18 protein-coding genes are annotated in these 17,927 nt (G+C 70.4%); 12 read left to right on the top strand and 6 right to left on the bottom strand.

What is annotated here, in order from left to right; all coding sequences use genetic code 11:
* Nucleotides 1-48 precede the first annotated feature (48 nt).
* The 5 genes from CLV40_RS02565 to CLV40_RS02545 all read left to right on the top strand — a co-directional run bounded on the left by CLV40_RS02565 (nucleotide 49) and on the right by CLV40_RS02545 (nucleotide 5,172).
* Nucleotides 49-870 carry a carbohydrate ABC transporter permease gene (locus CLV40_RS02565; protein ID WP_104476786.1) on the top strand — a complete coding sequence of 274 codons (822 nt, stop codon included), beginning with the start codon at nucleotides 49-51 and terminating at the stop codon, nucleotides 868-870.
* 167 nt (nucleotides 871-1,037) lie between these two features.
* Nucleotides 1,038-1,412, top strand: coding sequence for a hypothetical protein (locus CLV40_RS02560; RefSeq protein ID WP_104476456.1), 375 nt, complete (start codon nucleotides 1,038-1,040; stop codon nucleotides 1,410-1,412).
* 180 nt (nucleotides 1,413-1,592) lie between these two features.
* Nucleotides 1,593-2,786, top strand: coding sequence for an LLM class flavin-dependent oxidoreductase (locus CLV40_RS02555; protein WP_104476454.1), 1,194 nt, complete (start codon nucleotides 1,593-1,595; stop codon nucleotides 2,784-2,786).
* Between the two features lie 10 nt (nucleotides 2,787-2,796).
* Nucleotides 2,797-4,122 (top strand): NtaA/DmoA family FMN-dependent monooxygenase, encoded by a 1,326-nt coding sequence (locus CLV40_RS02550; protein WP_104476452.1) that lies wholly within the window; start codon nucleotides 2,797-2,799, stop codon nucleotides 4,120-4,122.
* A 6-nt stretch (nucleotides 4,123-4,128) separates the two neighbouring features.
* Nucleotides 4,129-5,172 carry an LLM class flavin-dependent oxidoreductase gene (locus tag CLV40_RS02545; RefSeq protein ID WP_104476451.1) on the top strand — a complete coding sequence of 348 codons (1,044 nt, stop codon included), beginning with the start codon at nucleotides 4,129-4,131 and terminating at the stop codon, nucleotides 5,170-5,172.
* 100 nt (nucleotides 5,173-5,272) lie between these two features.
* On the opposite strand, the gene CLV40_RS02540 is transcribed toward CLV40_RS02545, so the two are convergent.
* A complete protein-coding gene (locus tag CLV40_RS02540; protein WP_245930967.1) occupies nucleotides 5,273-5,905 on the bottom strand; it encodes a transposase in 633 nt (210 codons plus the stop codon).
* A gap of 998 nt (nucleotides 5,906-6,903) precedes the next feature.
* Between CLV40_RS02540 and CLV40_RS02535 the strand changes: the two genes are divergently transcribed.
* Complete coding sequence (locus tag CLV40_RS02535) at nucleotides 6,904-7,482, top strand: hypothetical protein (protein ID WP_146107902.1); 579 nt, start codon at nucleotides 6,904-6,906, stop codon at nucleotides 7,480-7,482.
* Between the two features lie 45 nt (nucleotides 7,483-7,527).
* Here the strand turns inward: CLV40_RS02535 and CLV40_RS02530 are convergent, their stop codons facing one another.
* Nucleotides 7,528-7,902 carry a hypothetical protein gene (locus CLV40_RS02530; RefSeq protein ID WP_104476446.1) on the bottom strand — a complete coding sequence of 125 codons (375 nt, stop codon included), beginning with the start codon at nucleotides 7,900-7,902 and terminating at the stop codon, nucleotides 7,528-7,530.
* A gap of 185 nt (nucleotides 7,903-8,087) precedes the next feature.
* Entirely contained in the window at nucleotides 8,088-8,903 is an 816-nt protein-coding gene (locus CLV40_RS02525; RefSeq protein ID WP_104476444.1) for a nitroreductase/quinone reductase family protein, read from the bottom strand.
* 230 nt (nucleotides 8,904-9,133) lie between these two features.
* Here CLV40_RS02525 and CLV40_RS02520 point away from each other — a divergent pair, with 230 nt between their 5' ends.
* From CLV40_RS02520 to CLV40_RS02510, 3 genes are all read left to right on the top strand, one after another.
* On the top strand, nucleotides 9,134-9,793 hold the full coding sequence (locus CLV40_RS02520) for a peptidylprolyl isomerase (protein WP_104476442.1): 660 nt from the start codon (nucleotides 9,134-9,136) through the stop codon (nucleotides 9,791-9,793).
* Nucleotides 9,794-9,811: 18 nt separating this feature from the next.
* On the top strand, nucleotides 9,812-10,231 hold the full coding sequence (locus CLV40_RS02515; protein ID WP_146107901.1) for a hypothetical protein: 420 nt from the start codon (nucleotides 9,812-9,814) through the stop codon (nucleotides 10,229-10,231).
* A gap of 710 nt (nucleotides 10,232-10,941) precedes the next feature.
* Nucleotides 10,942-11,535, top strand: a complete 594-nt coding sequence (locus CLV40_RS02510) for a TetR/AcrR family transcriptional regulator (protein ID WP_104476438.1) — start codon at nucleotides 10,942-10,944, stop codon at nucleotides 11,533-11,535.
* A 216-nt stretch (nucleotides 11,536-11,751) separates the two neighbouring features.
* Here the strand turns inward: CLV40_RS02510 and CLV40_RS02505 are convergent, their stop codons facing one another.
* On the bottom strand, nucleotides 11,752-12,723 hold the full coding sequence (locus CLV40_RS02505) for an aldo/keto reductase (protein ID WP_104476437.1): 972 nt from the start codon (nucleotides 12,721-12,723) through the stop codon (nucleotides 11,752-11,754).
* Between the two features lie 124 nt (nucleotides 12,724-12,847).
* Between CLV40_RS02505 and CLV40_RS02500 the strand changes: the two genes are divergently transcribed.
* Complete coding sequence (locus tag CLV40_RS02500) at nucleotides 12,848-14,182, top strand: amidohydrolase (RefSeq protein WP_181043279.1); 1,335 nt, start codon at nucleotides 12,848-12,850, stop codon at nucleotides 14,180-14,182.
* 161 nt (nucleotides 14,183-14,343) lie between these two features.
* Complete coding sequence (locus CLV40_RS02495; RefSeq protein ID WP_104476435.1) at nucleotides 14,344-15,273, top strand: dioxygenase family protein; 930 nt, start codon at nucleotides 14,344-14,346, stop codon at nucleotides 15,271-15,273.
* A 34-nt stretch (nucleotides 15,274-15,307) separates the two neighbouring features.
* Here the strand turns inward: CLV40_RS02495 and CLV40_RS02490 are convergent, their stop codons facing one another.
* Nucleotides 15,308-16,261, bottom strand: a complete 954-nt coding sequence (locus CLV40_RS02490) for a hypothetical protein (RefSeq protein WP_104476433.1) — start codon at nucleotides 16,259-16,261, stop codon at nucleotides 15,308-15,310.
* Complete coding sequence (locus tag CLV40_RS02485) at nucleotides 16,258-16,560, bottom strand: PadR family transcriptional regulator (RefSeq protein ID WP_104476431.1); 303 nt, start codon at nucleotides 16,558-16,560, stop codon at nucleotides 16,258-16,260. The genes CLV40_RS02490 and CLV40_RS02485 overlap by 4 nt, the downstream gene beginning before the upstream one ends.
* A 194-nt stretch (nucleotides 16,561-16,754) precedes the next feature.
* On the opposite strand from CLV40_RS02485, the gene CLV40_RS02480 reads away from it, so the two are divergent.
* Nucleotides 16,755-17,714 (top strand): CE1 family esterase, encoded by a 960-nt coding sequence (locus CLV40_RS02480; RefSeq protein WP_104476429.1) that lies wholly within the window; start codon nucleotides 16,755-16,757, stop codon nucleotides 17,712-17,714.
* The last annotated feature ends 213 nt before the right edge of the window (nucleotides 17,715-17,927 follow it).

Here is a 17,927-nt window from a genome sequence, read left to right as displayed (position 1 = left end):
CGGGTCGAGCGGCGACCGGTCAAGCGGACCGGGGGCAGCGGCCGCGGGGTGGCCGAGGTGGTCACCGTGGTGGTCGCGGGGGTGGTGGCGTTCCCGCTGTTCTGGATGGTGCTGACCGCGTTCAAGCCCGAGGACGAGATCATCTCCGCGCAACCGCGGCCGTGGACGCTGCGCCCCACGTTCGACAGCTTCGTGCGGGCGCTGACCGTACAGAACTTCGGCCGCTACTTCGTCAACAGCGTGGTCGTGGCGCTGGCGGTGGTCGTGCTGAGCATGGCCATCGCGTTCCTCGCCGCGGCGGCGCTGACCCGGTTCCGGTTCAAGGGCCGCACGACCATGCTCATCATGCTGCTGGTGGTGCAGATGGTGCCGGTGGAGGCGCTGACGGTGCCGCTGTTCTTCCTGATGCGCTCGGTCGGCCAGTCGGTGCCCGCGTTCGGGCTCAACCACCTGGGCTCGCTGGTGCTGGTGCACCTGGCGTTCAGCCTGCCGTTCTCGATCTGGATGCTGCGCGGGTTCGTCGCGGCGGTGCCGGTGGAGCTGGAGGAGGCGGCGACCCTGGACGGGGCGAGCCGGTTCGGGTTCCTGTGGCGGGTGCTGTTCCCGCTGGTGGCGCCCGGGTTGGTGGCGACCAGCGTGCTGTCGTTCATCCACGCGTGGAACGACTTCCTGTTCGCCAAGACGTTCATCATCTCCGCGGCGGAGAACCAGACGCTGCCGCTGGCGCTGCAGGTGTTCGTCAAACCGGACCAGAACGACTGGGGCGCGATCATGGCGGGCTCCACCCTGATGACCATCCCGGTGCTGGTGTTCTTCGTGTTCGTGCAGCGGCGGCTGGTCAGCGGGCTGGCGGGCGCGGTGAAGGGTTAACGGGTTCCACACAGGACAAACCGAGCACTGTTCACCACCCGGCCATATGTCGTACACCACAACGGTATCCCCCCGGATCCCGCCGTGGAGAGGTAACCGTACGCTTTGTTCCGACAGTGACCAGGTGTCCACACCGGTCGGGTGGAGAGCGGAAGAGGAAGAGCCCCATGGGGTGGTTCGGCAAGGGCAAGGAGCGGCGGGAGAAGGTCCTCAGCGGCGGGGGCGGCCACGCGGCCGGGTGGGAGATGGCCGCGGCGCGCCAGGCGGTCACCATCGCCCGGTCCGGCCCGACCGCGCAGCAGTTGCTGTCCACGGGCGTGCCGGGCACGTACGGGCGGGTGGAGTCGGTCGTGGACACCGGCGCGCAGGTGCACCACGACCCGGTCGTCGACCTGCTGCTGTCCGTCGACGGCCACGACAGGCCGATCGGGCTGCGCACCATCGTGCCCCGGATCTCGGTGCCGCGCCCCGGTGAGGGCGTCGTGCTGGTCGACGACCCCGAGAACCCGGGTACCTACCTCTACGCGGGTCTGTCACTGTAGGAGAAGCCGGACGAGTCGGGTGGTCGCGCGTGCGCGACCACCCGACTTTCGTTTGCGCCCCGCCTTTATTCCCGCCCCCGGCAGGCGTCCCACCACCTGGCCGTGCGTGCCCGGTGTCCCCGGACCGGCGCACAATCCGGTCAGGTTGATCAGGGAACACTCTGGGAAGGGAGCCCGCCGGTGACGAGCGGACCGCATCTCGCCGTGGCGTTGGACGGGGTCGGGTGGCACCCGGCGGCGTGGCGGCTGCCGGAGGCCCGGCCGGAGCAGGTGCTCACCGCGGGCTTCTGGCTCGACCAGGCCGTCGAGGCCCAGCGCGGGCTGCTGGACTTCGTGACCCTCGAGGACACGCTCGCCCTCCAGGACGACCCGTTCAACCCGTCCACCGACGGCACCGACCGGGTCCAGGGCAGGCTGGACTCGGTCCTGGTCGCGGCCCGGATCGCGCCCGCCACCGAGCACATCGGGATCATCCCGACCGCGGTGGCGACGCACACCGAGCCGTTCCACCTGTCCAAGGCGATCGCCACCCTGGACTACGTGAGCACCGGGCGCGCGGGCGTGCGGGTGCGGATCGGGTGGACCCCGCAGGAGAACGCGCACTTCGGCAGGCGCGACATCGGGACCCCCCGGTTGGCCGACGCGCACCTCGGCGATCAGCGCAGCGACATCGCCGACCTCTTCGACGAGACGGCCGACTACGTCGAAGTGCTGCGCAGGCTGTGGGACAGCTGGGAGGACGACGCGGAGATCCGCGACGTGGCCACCGGGCGGTTCGTCGACCGGGACAGGCTGCACTACATCGACTTCGAGGGCCGCTGGTTCTCGGTCAAGGGCCCGTCGATCACGCCGCGACCGCCGCAGGGGCAGCCCGTGGTGGCGACGCTGTCGCACGCGATCGTGCCGAACCGGCTGGCGGCCCGGTCCGCCGACGTGGTGTTCGTGACCCCGACCGACCGCGCCGACGCCGCCCGCACCGTCGCCGAGATCCGCGACGAGCAGGCCAAGGCGGGCCGCGAGCAGGAGACCCTGCACGTGTTCGGCGACGTCGTGGTGTTCCTGGACGGCACGACCGCCACCGCGCGCGACCACAAGAAGCGGCTCGACGACCTGGCGGGCGCGGAGTACCGCTCCGACGCCCACGTCTTCACCGGCACCCCCGGCGACCTGGTGGACCTGTTGCTCGACTGGCACGCTGCCGGGCTGAGCGGGTTCCGGCTGCGGCCGGGCGCGGTGCCGCACGACCTCACCGGCATCACCCGCGGCGTGGCCGGGGAACTGCGGTCGCGGGGCCTGTTCCGCAACGCCTACGAGGCCGACACCCTGCGCGGGCTGCTCGGCCTGTCCCGTCCCGCCAACCGCTACGCGGCTTAGAGGAGCTGACATGACCAAGCAGATCCACCTGGCCGCGCACTTCCCGGGCGTGAACAACACCACGGTGTGGAGCGACCCGGAGGCGGGCTCGCACATCGAGTTCAGCTCGTTCGTCAAGCTGGCGCGGACAGCCGAGCGGGCGAAGTTCGACTTCTTCTTCCTCGCCGAGGGCCTGCGGCTGCGCGAGCAGGGCGGGGAGATCTACGACCTGGACGTCGTCGGGCGACCGGACACGTTCACCGTGCTGGCCGCGCTGGCCGCGGTCACCTCGAAGCTGGGGCTGGCCGGGACCATCAACTCGACGTTCAACGAGCCGTTCGAGGTGGCGCGGCAGTTCGCGTCGCTGGACCACCTCTCCGCCGGGCGGGCCGCGTGGAACGTGGTGACGTCGTGGGACGCGTTCACCGGCGAGAACTTCCGCCGCGGCGGGTTCCTGCCGCAGGACCAGCGCTACGCGCGGGCCAAGACGTTCTTGTCGACCGCGCTGGAGCTGATCGACTCGTGGCGCGGCGACGAACTCGCGGTGGACAAGGCGCACGGGGTCTTCCTGCGCGACCCGGACGCCGGGTCGTTCGCCCACCGCGACGACCACTTCCACATCTCGGGCCGGTTCCCGGTGCCGCGCAGCCCGCAGGGGCGGCCGGTGATCCTGCAGGCAGGCGATTCCGACGAGGGCCGCGAGTTCGCCGCGTCGTCGGCCGACGCGATCTTCTCCCGGCACGGCACGCTGGAGGCGGGCCAGGCGTTCTACGCCGACGTCAAGGGGCGGTTGGCGAAGTACGGCCGCACCCACGAGCAGCTCAAGGTGCTGCCCGCCGCGACCTTCGTGCTCGGCGACACCGACGCGGACGCGCAGGAGCGCGCGGACGTGGTGCGCCACCAGCAGGTCAGCGGGGCCACCGCGATCAAGCTGCTGGAGCAACTGTGGAACGCGGACCTGAGCGGGTACGACCCCGACGGCCCGCTGCCCGACTTCGACCCGGTGGACGGCGAGAACACCATCGCGCGGGGCCGCGCCAGCGTGCGGATGCACCGCGACCCGCTGGCCACCGCGCAGGAGTGGCGGGGCATCGCGGAGTCGAAGAACCTGTCGATCCGCGAGCTGGTCATCCAGGTCACCGGTCGGCAGAACTTCATCGGGTCCGCGGCCACGGTCGCCGAGCGGATAAACGAACTGGTTCAGGCGGACGCGGCGGACGGGTTCATCCTGGTACCGCACGTCACACCGGGCGGGCTCGACGAGTTCGCCGACACCGTCGTCCCGCTGCTGCAGGAGCGGGGCGTGTTCCGCACCGAGTACGGCGGCGACACGCTGCGAGACCACCTGGGGGTCTGACCCGGCATGAAGTACCTGCTGATCACGCTGATCACCTACACGGCGGACCCGGTCACGGGCATCCAGCCCAGCCCCGCCGAACGGCTGCGCGACGTCGTCGACAACGCCGTGCTGGCCGAGGAACTGGGTTTCGACGGCTACGGCGTGGGTGAACGGCACGAGCGGCCGTTCATCTCGTCGTCGCCGCCGGTGGTGCTCAGCCACATCGCCGCCCGCACCTCCCGCATCCGCCTGTTCACCGCCGTGACGACGCTGAGCCTGCTGGACCCGGTGCGCGCCTACGAGGACTACGCCACCCTGGACAACCTGTCGGGCGGCAGGCTGGAACTGATCATCGGCAAGGGCAACGGCAACGCCCAGCGCGAGCTGTTCCACGTGACCCCGGAAGACCAGTGGGAGCGCAACGCCGAGGGGTACGAGCTGTTCCGCCGCCTGTGGCGGGAGGACAAGGTCACGTGGTCGGGCAAGTTCCGGCCACCCCTGGTCGACGCGGAGGTGTGGCCGAAACCCTTCCAGCACCCCATCCGCGTCTGGCACGGCAGCGCGACGAGCCGGGAGTCGGTGGAGCTGGCGGCGAGGTACGGGGATCCGCTGTTCTCGGCGAACGTGACGAACCCGATCGAGCCGTACGCGGACCTGATCCGCCACTACCGCGAGCGGTGGGCGCACCACGGGCACAACCCGTCGAAGGCGATCGTCGGCGCGGGCACGGCCGGGTACTACGCGGCGGCGCGGTCGCAGGACGCGCTGGACGTGTACCGACCGATCTTCGAGGCCCGGCTGGCCCTGTTCACGCGGCTCGGGGTGGAGCCGGCGTTCCACTCGCTGGCGGACTTCGTCGAGCGCAGTTCGGCGCTGGTGGGGAGCCCGGAGCAGATCATCGACAAGGTCGGTCGGTACCACAAGGAGTTCGGGCACCAGGTCCTGCACCTGGGCGCGGACCGGGAAGGCCTGACGCGGAAGCAGCACCGGGACACCTTGGAGCTGTTCCAGTCGGCGATCGCCCCGACCCTCGACCGCGAGATCCCGAACCCGCCGTGGCCGAGCTGACCTTGGCCGAGCTGACCCTGGCGCGCGCCTCCGGCCCCCGGTATCCATTCTAGTGGCGAGCACCGACAGTTCCGGCTGAAGATGATCAACCCTGTGAGGCTTATTCAGCGGAGTAGAAGTAGAGGGCGATAACGGCCGATATGGTGTCGGTGAAAGTGTCGATGGGACGCCGGTAGTCGGTGTGGAGAACACGCCATGTTTTGAGTTGGGCGATGGCGCGTTCGACCACGACACGGATGGAGTTGTGGTGTCGGTTGAACTCTACTTCCCAGTCGGGTTGTTCGCGGTTTCTGGGTTTTCTGATCGGGGTCAGGATGCCGCTGCCGATGTAGCCCTTGTCGCCGAGCCAGGTGCTGGGCTCTCGTCCGTCGAGAACCCGCGAGGCGTTCAGGCCGACGATGTCGTTACGGGATCCCGGCCTAGGATCCAGCACCCATCTCGGACGTCCGTCCGGCGTGTACGCGACCTGGACGGTGAGCCCGGTCGTGCGGTGTGTCCCGGAGAACAACTCGGGGCGGGACGCCCAGGACCAGCACGGCAGCAGTGTCCCGTCCACTATGGGGGAGTTGCGGTCGTCGAGATCGTCAGCCGCGGGAACGCACTGTTCGAGCACGCCGGCCAACAATGGTGTCACCGCCGCGATCGCCCGACCGATCGTCGACTGCGACACCTCGAACGCTTCCGCCGACTCCGCTTGAACCCGATTCCGCCGCAAGTACGCCAACGTGACCACCACGGAGCGGTATAAACCCAGAACCGGCGGCCACCGGCGAATCGATTCGCTGGTGGCTTCGCGGATCAGAGCACATAATTCTTCGGCACGGTCTCACACGAGGCCGGTGGTGTGATACATGGAGGCGGTCCGTTTTCGAGAACCAGGTGTGGTAACTGAATTCTCTCAAACGGGCCGCCACCTCTTACTTTCGGGTACTCACCCCGGGGTTGTGAATAAGCCTCTGTGGACAACGCGCCCGGAGAGCCCCACCTTCTCCGCTCTCGGCGAAACGGTCACCCGAACGAACGACACACGGCGAGGTAGTCCACAGGCTTGATCATCTTCGCCGGGAAGCGACGGTGCTCCTCGGTGGAATGGATACCGGGGGCGGAGGCATGTCCCGCCGCCAAGCGGATACCGCGAATCAGCTGGAGCAGCGGACACCGCCTGCTCGTGCTGGGGATGGGCAGTTTCGCGGCCAGGCAGACGGCGGTTGACCGGTTGGTCCTCGGCCGAACACGACCAAGAGGTCCTTCGGCTGGTCGCGTAGGAGCAGCCGACCTACGCCGTGCGCCTCTGCGACGCGCGGACGACAGCGGCCGTGCGGAGCGCTGGAACACGTCGGTATCAACGATCACGGGTCGTTCGCGCCGGAAGTGCACTGATGCGAACCCTGATCCGCGAGCTGCTGAGCCCCTGGACCCGATGCGCGACGAGCCCGCGGTGCGCCCGCCCGCACCCGCCGCACCTCGTCTTCGAGCCCACGCGGCCACCGGTGGCGGGACGCTGGTCCCTGGCGGGCGCCACGGTGATCGTCGCCGCCACCGGTCTGCTGCTGTGGGCAGGCCGCGAGCCCGACCGCGCCCTGGGCTCGCGGGCGACTCCCCCGCCGCTTGTGGTCAGCGCGCCCACAGCACCGAACTGGCACCCCCGCGACGAGCGGGCGCACCGAGTACCTGGAGACGCGGGCCTGGTACCTGAACAGCCAGGTGTCCGGCGGGTTCACGCTGTCGGCCGTGGTGCCGCGGGTCCACCGCACCTGGCGGGAGGCGGACGGCTCCGGTCGCACGGAGGTGGAGTGGGCCGAACCGGAGTTCGAGAACGGGACGGACCCCGGCGGTTGGGCGTCGCCCCGGGCGGGCACCGGCTCCGAGAACTGGCAGCCGGGCGGCCGAGCCACGTCGTTCGGCGACCGCAGGCCACCGTCGACGGTCGCGGAACTGGACCGGTACCCGCGCAGGCCGAACCCCCCGGACGACATCGGCCCGATCAAAACCCTCGTCGCCGTCACCGACCTCCTCCGCGAACGCGTCCTCACCCCACCCGAACGGGCAGCCACCCTGGAGTTGTTGGGGCGGCTACCCGACGTCCGCTACCAGGGCGCGACAACGGACCGGATCGGCCGGGCCGCCGAGGCTTTCTCGATGGACTCCGCCTGTGCCGGACTACCGACTCGGTACACCCTTCTGGTGTCCCCGGATTCGGGCGAGTTCCTCGGGAACGAGCAGCTGTTGACCACGTCGGCGGGCTCGCTCAACGTGACGGTTCCCGCGGTGATCGAATACGAGACCTACGTCCACGCCGATTTCCGATGACCGGTTGGTGGCGCCGCGGTCCGCGGCGCCACCAACCGGTCATCATCAGCCGTGCACCTTGGTGGCGCGATCGTTCCACGCGCCCATGGAGTTCTGACCGCTGCACGCGCTCAGGGTGATGCTGTAGTACTGCCAGTCCTGCAGATCACCGGGGTCCGCGGCGGAGGTGCACAGCGGCGGACCGTCCTGCATGGTGAACCACGACGAAGTCTGCTCGTCGAAGGTCCAGGTGGAGAGGTTGTGCCAGTACTCGTCGCTGAACAGCAGCCGCCTGCCGCCGCCGTTGACGTGCTCGAAGAGGCACAGCAGGCCATCCGAGCAGACGAGGATCCCGTTGGTGCCGAAGGCGTTTGCGGGCGCCTTGAACCCGAGCGCCGCGTCGGCCTCGGCGTTCGAGCGGCGGCAGGATTCCAGTCGCAAAACCGGGATGTTTAGCCCATTCAGGGCTACGCCGCGAAATTCCACTGTGACAGCCAAGACCCAAATGGTCGCTGCGACACACCCTGGTAATGCGCCAGCCATAGCCGTCCGGCCGGTGGCCCTGGCGTCGAATGGATTGTTCCGCTAGCGCGCCACCCGGCAGGCGTCCGCGACCGGGGCTCCGGCTAGAGCAGCGGCAGCAGCTGTTCCTCCTCATAGGACAGATGTGCCTCCAGCTCCGCCGCGATGCGGTCGAACTCGGGGAGCAGGGTCTCGCCGTTCCCCTCGAGCAGCGCCTTCAGCCGCTCGACCGAGGCCGCCACCTGCTCGTGCTCCCGGCCCAGCCGGTCCAGCACGTCCGCGAGTTCCGGGTACCGCTTGGCCAGCATGGGAAACACCATCGTGTCCTCCCCCACGTGGTGGTTGCGCAGGCCCGCGCACAGCGACAGGCACGTGATCCGCAACTGCGCCCCGATCCCCGACCCCGACCGCGCGATCTCCGCGCGGATCAGGCGCAGTTCGCGGCGGAAGGCGCCGTGCACCTGGAGGAGGGCATCGGCCAGCGAGCGGAACGGGGGTGGTCCCGCCACCGCCGGTTCCAGGGCGACGACCGGGATCACGCGGCCCGCCGCCTTCTCCTGGTAGTCGGCCCAGCCGGGGTCGGCTTCCACGGCTCGGGCGAAGGCGGCGTCTCGGGTTGGACCGTCCACAATGGTCGCTTTGGCCTCGTAGGTGAACACGCCGTCCTCTACGGTGGCCAGGGGGTTGGCCTGGATGTTGCGGTACCACTGGGGATGCCGGGGCGAGCCGCCCGCGCTGCCGATCACCAGGACCCGGCCGTCGCCGTCGGGCAGGTAGCCGAGCGGGGTGGTGTGCGGGTTGCCGGTGCGGGCACCGGTGGTGGTCAACAGCAGTAGACGGGCACCTTCGAAGAAACCGCCCACCTGGCCGGAGTTCGCGCGGAACTCGGCGATGACGGCGTCGTTGAAATCGTTGGGCAAGGACTTTCCTCGGGTCAGCGGGATGGTTGGCTGAGGAAGGAAAGTCGACGGGCGGCCCTCGGGCGGCCCGAACGCCGGTCACGCCCCGGCCGGGGACCCCACTCGCTCTTGCCTCACGGCAGACCCGGCAGTCACGTCGCCGACTCTAGCGGGCCGGGCGCGGCAGCGGCAACCGACTACCGGAGAACGGGGGATCGACCGGGTACGCCGCAGCCACTAGCGTCCGGTGGATGAAGCGAACACTGGTCACCCTCGCCCTGTCGCTTGGCGCGTCCCTGCTGCTCACCAGCCCCGCGAGCGCCGAACCCACCACCGCGCGGCACAAAACCGTCCGCTGCCAGTTCACCCCGACGCCGGAGAACCCGGCGGCCCGGCCCGTGCGCGTCCCCGGCTCGAAGGCCAAGGCGCACGGCGAGGTCGAGGTGACGATCCGCACCAACTACGGGTCCATCGAACTGCTGTTGGACCGCGACAACGCGCCGTGCGCCGTGCACAACCTGGTGCACCTGGCCCGCTCCGACTTCTACGACCGGTCCCAGTGCTGGCGGCTGACCAACAGCGAACGGCTCGGGGTCCTGCAGTGCGGCGACATCTACCGTGCCGAGGAGGGCGGGCCCGGCTACAGGTTCCCCGACGAGGTCACCGGCAAGGAGACCTACCCGCGCGGCACCATCGCCATGGGCAACCAGGGCCCGGGGACCAACGGCAGCGAGTGGTTCATCGTGCACTCGGTCGCCAAGATCAGCCCCGTCTACACCGTCCTGGGCCGGGTCACGCGCGGCCTCACCGTCCTCGACCGGATCGTCGCCGCCGGGATCACCCCGGACGGCGCCACCGACGGCGCGCCGAAGAAGCCCGTGCGGATCCTCGACGTCCGGGTCTGCGACTAGTCTCGACCGGACCACGACGTGGGAAAGGGCAGTGTGGACACCGACGACCTCATCGCCGCCTTCACCCTGCCGTTCACCCGCGGACTGCTCTTCGTCGACGACACCGCCACCACCGCCCGCCACGCGGGTTGGAACCCGGTCACCGACTGGGTGCACGCCGACAACGACTCGCTCTGGATCTGCGTCCGAGGAGCGGCGGACGGCCCGGCGACGGTCGAGCTGTACCGCGCACCCCCATCCGCGTCGACCCTGAAGGGTTTGGCGCACCTGCATTCCGGCGCCCTCGACACCCCGACCCGGGAACTGCGCGTCACCGACTCGGACGGCGCCATCGTGGTCACCCACCCCGTCTACGCCGACCGGGTGCACGTCGACGTCCACACCGACCCCGACACCGGCGGCGAACGCGTCGTCATCGGCATCCGACCGGTGGGCTAGGCCGAATGCCGCCCGCGGTGCCCCGGTGCTGCCGGGGCACCGCGGCCGACCCAGGCGCACCTCACGCGCCCTGCGCTCACGACCGTCTCCGCTGTCGAGGGAAACAGACGCGGACCCACGCCCGCACCAGCCCCCGCGGCGTCCGCGGATCCCGATTCCGCTGTTCGTCCACAAGGTCGACCACGGCGCTGACCCGAGGGCAGCCCGCGACCGAGTTCGCCCGCTTGCGCCCCTCGACAATCCCCCGAGCCGTCGAGAAACCGCACCGGCCGCAATCCCCCACGCCCGCGAGCCGTGCCCGCCAAGGACCCGGCGCACCCTGGTCTGACGCGTGATTGGGCGGACCCGATTTATCCGGGTGACCTACCGCGGCAACCGATCGCGGCATTCACACAAAGCGAGTCCGCCCAATCGCCGGTGATCGGTGAAATATCGTTCACCGGGTATGGAGAACCGTGTCTTGAGCGGCGAAAGATCCGAACACCACATGTCCCCAGCGTGACCGCGACGATCACATCGAGTGGCCGAACGGCCCAGGTTCCCAGGTGGGGACACACAACGCGCCCATCATGACCATCACTCACGTCCATGGTACAGATCCCGGCAACCGTGGTGCAAAAGAATGGTGCGGATTGGTGGTGGAACAGGCGCGTTGCTCCGTTACACTTCCTCGGTAGTCGTAACGCTCTAACCAGTGCTTGAGGAGAAAGATGCCCAAGGTCATCGACCACGACGAGCGTCGGGCGCATATCGTGGAGGTGACGTGGGGGCTGATTGTTCGAGGTGGGCTGGAAGCCGCCACGATGCGGGAGATCGCCGAGGCCGCCGGGTTCGCCAACGGGGCGCTGAAAAGGTACTTCCCGAGCAAGGACGTGCTGGTCGAGGCGACGTTCGAGCGGGCGCTGGCGATGATGCACGAGCACATCACGGCCGTCGTGGCCGACCACACCGGGCTCGACGCGCTGCGCATCATGTGCACGGCGACGATGCCCCTGGACGCCAAACGGGTCACCGCGGGCCGGGTCCTGTTCGCGTTCTGGGAGATGTCGCTGTCGAACAAGCGGCTGCACAACCGCTACCTGGCGCACCTCAAGTCGTGGCGTTCGCTGCTGCACCGCTACCTGCGCGAAGGCCGCGCGGAAGGCGATATCCGCACCGAGCTGCCCGACGAGCAGTTGGTGGACGAGATCGTGCTGATCAACGCGGGTTCGAACGTGATGAGCCTGGTCGGGCCGCGGTACTCGACGCGGAAGTTGCAGCGCCAGCACCTGGACTCCTTCTTCGAGCGCATCGCGCGCCCGTAAACGGAAAACGGGGGCGGTCCGGGATTTCCCGGACCGCCCCCGTTGTCGTTTCCGCCTCCCAGGAGGCGACCCCCACCACAGCACACCGTTCGAGAAAGCGACACCGCCGGTATGCGCGCCCCGGGAGACCCGACTACCGCGCACCGACTCCTGCGTGCGGGGGCCCGCTTCCCCGCCCGTCGGGGCATGGCGGGCGGGGACTCCGGGGCGACCGACCTACAGCGACCAGGAACCGTCGGCGTTGACCGCCTTGTCCGACCACAGCGGGTCCAGCGCGGCGTGCAGCTCGGCGCCGTGCTCGGCGGCCAGCTCGATCGCGCCGAGGTTGTCCTCCAGCTGCTCGATCCGGCTGACGCCGAAGAGCACGTTGGCCACCGCCGGGTTGGTCAGGCAGAACGCGATGGCGACCTGGGCCGCGGTCGCGCCGTAGCGGGCGGCGATCTCGGCGACCGCGTCGGCGGCCTCGCGGATGGTGTCGCGGATGCCGCCCGGGTCGGCGCCGATCTTGCGCTCGGGGAACTTGCGGCCCGCGAGGATGCCGCCCTCGAACACGTCGGAGGCCTGCAGCGCGAGGCGGCCGTCGGCGAAGTACGGGGCGTAGAACGGGCCCTCGGCCATGGTGCGCCGGGCGATGCTGTACTTCAGCTGGGCGAAGGTGGGGCCGACCAGGCCCTCGCGGTCGGCGAAGGCCAGCGCCGCCTCGAGGTCGGACGCGATCCAGTTGTTGACGCCCCAGACGGCGAAGCGCCCCTTGGCGATCTGCTCGTTGACGTCGGTGACCACCGCGGGGATGTCCGGCGGCGACATGTAGTCGCCGACCACGACGCTGTCGGCCCGCTCGACGCCGATGCGCTCCAGCGAGGTGGTCATCTGCGAGTCGAAGGTGGTCGTGGGGTACTCCCACAGCCACAGCTTGCCGCACAGGTGGTAGTCCTCGCGGGCGATGCCCGCCGCGCGCACGACCTCGCCGAAGATGATGTCGGTGCGGGCCTGCTCGGCGTGCGGGCCGAAGTTGTAGTGCGCGACGTCGAACAGCGTCGCACCCGCGGCCGCCGCGCGGCGCGCCAGGGCGACCGCGTCGTCGAACTCCATCCGGTCCCAGGTGTTCCAGGAGCCGAGGCCGAACAGCGGCACGTCCGGACCGCCGGGTCCGAGCTGCCTGACCGGGATGCGCTGGGCGTCGCCCATGAGTGGCCCTCCTTGCCGAGAGTGGTTGGTTTAGTCTACATACATAGACGAAAAACCGGGAGAACATCCCGTTGGCCCCTATACTGAGGCCGCATCTTCTACGTTTGTTGACCGGAGGAACACCGTGACCAGTGCGCAGCCCGCCGACCTCGTGCTCACCGGCGGCACGGTGCTCACCTTCGACGGCGCCGACACCGTCGCGAGCGCGGTCGCCGTGACCGACGGGCTGATCACCGCCGTCGGCGAGGTCGACCACCTCATCGGCCCCAAGACCCACGTCGTGGACCTCTACGGCCGCACCGCGCTGCCCGGCATCAACGACTCGCACCTGCACGGCGCCTGGCTGGGCGCGATGTGGCCCAAGACGCTGCTCGGCGGCGGCCTGGAGGCCGCGGGCGACGGCGAGCCGCTGCTGAAGAACGCGGCCGAGCGCCGCGCGGCCATCATCAAGGCGGGTGACATCGCCGCCGAACTCGGCATCACCAGCTACACCGAGCCCGGCCTCGGCCCGGGTGAGGACGAGGGTTCGACCGGGTGCTTCTCCACCGACGTGCTGCGCGAGTACGCCGCCGTGGCCGCCGAGGGCAAGCTGCGCGCCCGGGTGACGGTGCTGCGCCTGTTCGGCCAGCTCGACGGCCCCAGCACGCTGGCCGACTTCGAGCGCGGCCTGGTCTCGCCGCAGCCCGACGGCGACCCGCGCTGGTTCAACATCGCGGGCGTGAAGATCTTCGCCGACGGCATCCCGCCGATGCGCTCGGCCTGGACGCACCGCTGCTACGCCGACGGCAGCTCCGGCCACCTGCTGGTCGACGGCGCCGACCTGGCCGACCGCGAGGCCAACCTGCGCCGCATGGTCGACCTGGCGCACCAGGCGGGCGCGCAGATCGGCGTGCACGCCACCGGCGACCGCTCGATCGAGGTCACCGTCTCGGCCATGGCCGACGCCATCGCCGCGCACGGCCCCAAGGGCAGGCACTACCTCATCCACGGCGACCTGGTCGACCGCGCGGTGCTGGCCAGGGCCGCCGAGCTGGGCATCGGCCTCAACACCCAGCCGGGCATCGCGGTGATGACCGCGCCGTGGCTGGCCGCCGCGCTCGACGAGGACGCCGCGCGCACCGCGTGGCCGCTGCGCGAGGCCTTCGACCTGGGCATCCCGGTGTGCCTGAGCTCCGACGCGCCGGTCATCGAGCCGGACTGGCGGCAGTGGATCGCCGCCGCCGCGCAGTGGATGGGCGCCGAGCCGAGCCCGGCCCTGATGCGGCAGCTGCTGGGCGCCTACACCGTCAACGCCGCGCGGCAGGACGGCGCGGAGTCGTGGAAGGGCACGCTGGAGGTCGGCAAGGTCGCGGACCTGACCGTCCTGGAGGCCAACCCGCTGGAGCTGGCCCCGGCCGACCTGCCGAACGTCGGGGTGGCGATGACCGTGGTGGACGGCCGAATCGTCTTCGAGCGGTAGACGGCGCGCAACCCGAGAACGCCGTCCCCGCGCCGTTTGGCAAGTGGGGACGGCGTTCACACAACTACCGCACAGGTGGCGCACACCGCGCGCCCAGGAACCGCACCTAGCTTCCTCACCGCTGGTATCCGAACTGGCACAGTGAGTGAGGAGCTTCAACGATGCACGATGACGACGAGCCGGTCGGCCGCGTCCTGGGCAGGCGGCAGGCGCTGACCCTGCTCGGCTTCGCGGGTGCCGCGCTGACCGTCACCGGATCGGGGGTGGCCCTCGCGGCCACCGGATCGGGTGACGGCGGACCGGGTGGCGGACCGGACTGCGACGTGAACTGCGTGGCCAAACCGGAACAGGTCGAGGGCCCGTACTTCGTCGACGAGGGGCTCAACCGGTCCGACATCCGCTCGGACCCGACCACCGGCGTCCGGTCCCCCGGCGCGCCGCTGGCCCTCGAGCTGACCGTCCTGCAGATCCGCGACAAGCGCTGCCTGCCGCTGCGCGACGCGGTGGTGGACATCTGGCACTGCGACGCGGCGGGGGTCTACTCCGACATCGCGAGCGAGGGGTCGTCCGGCAAGAAGTTCCTGCGCGGCTACCAGAAGTCCGACCGCGCGGGCCGGGTCCGGTTCACCACGGTCCTGCCCGGTTGGTACCGGGGCCGCACGGTGCACATCCACATCAAGATCCAGACCACCGGCACCGACGGCAAGCCCTACGAGTTCACCTCGCAGCTCTACTTCACCGAGGAGTTCAAGGCGGGCTACCTGGCCAAGGACCCGTACAAGGCCAAGGGCACCCCGGACACCACCAACGCCAAGGACTTCATCTACCTGCAGGGCGGCGACCAGCTCACGCTCCAGCCGCGCCGCACCCACCAGGGTCACACCGCGGAGTTCAGCATCGCGCTGGACCTGTCCGACACCGAGGTCGGCGACGACGACAGCCAAGGCCCCGGTGGCCCGGGCGGTCCCGGCGGACCTGGTGGCCCGGGTGGACCCGGACAGCCGCCCGGCACCGGGCAGCCGCCCACCCCGCCGACCGGTCCCCCGCCCACCACGCGACCACCGACCACCAGCCCCACCCCGACGCCCTGATCCCTGCCAGGACGATCGGACGCCCGCCCACCTCCTACCGGGGGTGGGCGGGTCCCGTCCGGCCGACCAACCGCTCGGTGATGATGATCAGACCGGCGCCGACCAGGGCGCCGAGGAGGAAGTCGGCGACGTACGGGTCGACGGCCTCCACGCTGTTCATCTCCAGCCGGGTGGCCTTGGGGAACGCGCCCCAGTCGGCGCCGAAGAGGTCAGGAGCAAGTCCTGGGGCGACGCGGTAGGTGACCACCGCGGCGAGGAACACCAGCAGCAACAGCGCGCCCGCGGCCACCAGGCCGCTGATCAGGCCCCGGATCCGCGAGCCGACCCGGGGACCGAGGACCGCGCCCGCGAGCACGACCGCGAAGGCCACCGGGAAGGTCAGCGCGGGCGCCGCGCGCACCGCCGCGAGCAGCAGCATCGGCACCCACCACACGGCCAGGCCCGCCGCGGTCAGCGCGCCGACGAGCGGGAACGACACGATCCCGTCCGCCCGGCGCGTGGTGATCCGGAGCAGGGCCGCCAGGTAGACGACCACGGCCGCCGCGGCCAGCCACCACCCGCTCGGGTCGTTGACGCCGGTGGTCAGCAGCACCGCGACGGTCGCCAGCACCACGGCGTACCCCCACTGGCGGGCGACCCGACCGCCGACCGGGCCGACGGCGTCCCGGCGGGAGTCCCGCCACACCAGCCCGAGGACGGCCACCGCCAACCCGACCGCCTCGACCGCGACGCCGACCGACCGCAGGCGGGTCGCCTCGACCACGATCACCGCCGACAGCGCCAGCAGGACCAGCACCCGGGTGGTGGCGCGCAGGGCCGGGCCGCTGAACGCGACCGCGCGCACGCAGCCCCGGGCGAACCGGCGCCGCTCGGCGCGGTCGGTCAACGCGGCCAGTTCCGCGACCATGGCCCGACCCCAGTCGCGGCGGTGCGCGGGGAGCGCGCGGACCGCGACCGCCAGCAGCCGGTCGGCGAAGTCGGTGGTCACAACGCGCCGCCCAGGGCCGGGCTGGTGGTCGCCGGAGCCGCTTCCCGCGCCTGGTCGAGCAGGCGCAGGCCGGTGCCGAGCAGGCGGTACAGGTGCCGGGGCGGGCGCCCGGCGGGTGGGTCGGACTCCCAGGACGCGGCGAGATGACCCCGCTCGCACAACCGGATCAGGATCGGGTACAGCGTGCCCGCCTTCAGCCCCAGCTCCTTGCCCAGCTCGTAGCCGTGGCGCGGGGTGTCCGGGTCGCGGGCCAGCAGCTCCAGCACCGCCAGGGTCTGGGCCGAGGGTCGACGTGCCATGCGAGGAAGTCTATCTATATAGACTTCCTCGTCGTCAAGGGCGACAGTGCCCCGAAGCGACCTCGGGATGAAGATCAGGATTCGGGGCAACCGGCCGCGGGGGTCCCCCGTGTGACGGGATGTGCTCCCGCCGAGCAGTGGAGGGGCACGAGCGTCAACGACCAGCCGTGAACCCTCCTCCACCCGAGGTGTCAATGAGATTCGCCGAGCTCGCCGTCGTCACCGCCGCCGTCGCCGCCACCGTGGTCACCCCGCAGGTGGCGGGGGCGACACCGCCCGCGCACAACTACCCCGTCGCGTCGACCGGGTGCCAGCTCACGTCCACCACGCTGACCCCGGGGGTGACCGCGCCGGGCTCCGTCCAGTCCGGTGGCCTCACCCGCGAGTACCTGATCCACCTGCCCACCACCTACCAGCCCGGGCACCAGAAGCCGCTGATCCTGGCCTTCCACGGCCGCAAGAGCGACAGCGCTGAGATCGAGGCCTACTCCAAGATCGACGACCTGGACGCCATCGCCGTCTACCCGCGTGGCCTCCCGGACCAGGACAACGAGCGCGCCTGGCAGGGCCCGCTCTACGCGGCGCCGTTCGACGACGTGCAGTTCGTCGCCGACCTGCTCGACCACCTCCAGCAGACGCTGTGCGTGCAGCCGGACCGGATCTTCGCGGCGGGCAAGTCCAACGGCGGCGGGTTCGTCGCGCTGCTGGCGTGCAGGCTGCCGCTGCGGATCGCCGCGTTCGGCATCGTCGCGGGGGCCTTCTACCCCGGCACGCGGTCGGACTGCGTCGAGCAGCGCGCGCCGATCGTCGAGTTCCACGGCGACGACGACCAGGTCATCAAGTACAACGGCGACGACGACAACCACCACGAGGTGCTGCCCTCGATCGCGGACTGGACCCAGACCTGGGCCACCCGCAACCTCTGCTCGTCCACGATCGTGTCCACCCCGCTGAGCTCCGAGGTCGTCCGGATCACCCGTGACCTCTGCCCGCAGAACCGGGACATCGTGCACTACAAGATCATCACCGGTGCGCACACCTGGCCCGGCGCGGCGCCGGGCTCCAGCGGCAACGGCAAGGTGACCGCGCAGATCAAGGCCACTGACACGTTCTGGGAGTTCTTCAACGACCACCCGCTGGTCACCGGCCCCTGACCCGCACCACGACCGGGTTGCCCGGTGCCGCGCGGCACCGGGCAACCCGGCCCGCCCGTGACGCGAACGGACCTTCACCGTCCACTCAGGACTTCCGATCGGGAGACCCGGCGCGCCACCGGGAAGGGCCGTGCCAATCCGCTACCGGTCGTAGGCAATTCCGCGCCGTATTCACTCGATCCGGCATTACCGAAAAGAGTCTTCGCATTCCCC

It is taken from the genome of Actinokineospora auranticolor (assembly GCF_002934265.1).
GTDB classification, from domain to species: Bacteria; Actinomycetota; Actinomycetes; order Mycobacteriales; family Pseudonocardiaceae; genus Actinokineospora; species Actinokineospora auranticolor.
This window is presented reverse-complemented; position numbering and strand designations above follow the sequence as displayed.